General features: G+C 62.0%; 2 protein-coding genes. Both read right to left on the reverse strand.

Annotation, left to right across the window (positions count from 1 at the left end; genetic code table 11):
* Nucleotides 1-149 precede the first annotated feature (149 nt).
* Nucleotides 150-1,139, reverse strand: a complete 990-nt coding sequence (locus AC3B8H_RS21135; protein WP_488443478.1) for a CobW family GTP-binding protein — start codon at nt 1,137-1,139, stop codon at nt 150-152.
* Between the two features lie 103 nt (nt 1,140-1,242).
* Nucleotides 1,243-1,633: PKD domain-containing protein (locus AC3B8H_RS21140; RefSeq protein ID WP_488443479.1), on the reverse strand; the 391-nt coding region annotated here is incomplete at its 5' end.

Below are 1,633 nucleotides of genomic sequence, written 5' to 3' on the forward strand. Positions count from 1 at the left end.
AATCGGCTTGTCCCGGTCCCCAAATGAGTCGTTGATATTGTTCTCGGCAAGGTATGCCACAAAACGGCGGCGGTGCCGATTGCGAAATCAGCGGTGTCCGCGCCGGAGTACAAATCCAGGTTTGTACCCCGACTCCGGACTCGCGCCGCTCAGGCGGCGATTTGGCAGGATGCCAGCGCTTCCAGCATGTCCCGCCGGGGCAGGTTGCGGCCGATGAATACCAGCCGCGAGCGGCGGGTTGCGTCGGCCGGCCAGGGATTGCCGAAGGATTCGGTCAACAGCATGTGCACGCCCTGGTAGATGACTTTCTTGTCGCAGCCCGCGATGTGCAATATGCCTTTGTAGCGTAGCAGGTCGTTACCGTAGTCGCGGACCATGATGTCCAGAAAGGCCAGAATTCGGGCCGCATCCAGCGCGCGGTCGGTTTCGAACACGAACGACGCGATGTCGTCTTCGTGTTCGTGGCTGACGTCTTCCAAGAAGTCCGGCTCGATTTTCAGGATGTCGTCCAGTTTGAAGCCGTCGATGTCCAGAATGTCGCTCAACTCGGTTTCACCAAAATGCACGCGCTTGATCGGGGCTCTGGGGTTCATCGCCCGTAACCGGCTTTCCAGATCGGCGGCGATTTCGGCTTCGACCAAATCGGTCTTGGACAACAAGATCCGGTCGGCAAAGCCGACTTGCTCCTGGGCTTCGTGGTGTTCTTGCAGTTGTTGGTGGGCGTGCGCGGCATCGACGACGGTGACAATCGCATCCAAGCTGTAGTTTTCGGCGATGTCCTGGTCGATGAAAAAGGTTTGCGCCACCGGCGCCGGATCGGCCAGACCGGTGGTTTCGATGATGACCCGCTCGAAGTGAATGTCGCCGCTTTCCCGGCGCTCGGACAATTCGCCGAGGATGCGCACCAGGTCGCCGCGCACGGTGCAGCAGATGCAGCCATTGTTCATCGTGACGATTTGCTCGTCGGCTTGCACCAGCAGTTCGTTGTCGATGCCGGCCTCGCCGAATTCGTTTTCGATCACAGCGACGCGCCGGCCGTGGTGTTCGGACAGGATGCGGTTCAGCAGCGTGGTTTTGCCGGCACCGAGAAAGCCGGTCAGGATCGTGACCGGGACGGGGTAATTGAGTTTGCGGTTCATCATATCTCCAGTGGAAGGGTCAAAACGGGGGTGTCGGCATTTCGGGCGTAGCGCTCCTTAGCCGGCCGCCAGAGCCTGGACGACTCGTCGGCGCCCGCCGGGCTTAGCGTCGGGTCGGCCGGCACTGCCTGAGCGTGCAGTGTTTCTTGGCCGTCTTGGCGTCGGCCTTGGTGATGATGCCGTTGCCGTCCAGGTCGCGAATGTCGTTGGCGTTGTCGGGGCGCGGGGTTTTCTTGACGGCGACCAGGATCAACGCGACGTCGATACGGTCGATGTCGCCGTCCAAATCCACGTCGCCGAGCGCCGGCACCGAGAAGGTGACTTCGTCGTAGGCGGTGCCCGCGCCGTCGCCGAGCGCCAATTTGAACGAGTAATTGCCGGCTTGGGTGGGCGTGAAACCCGGTGTCGCGGTGCCGGCGCCGGTCAGCGCGACGCTTGGGCCTTGCGATTGCTGCCAGTGGAAGCTCAAGGCCGCGGGGCCGGGGTCGGGATCG

The organism is Methylomonas sp. BG-2, from assembly GCF_057766305.1.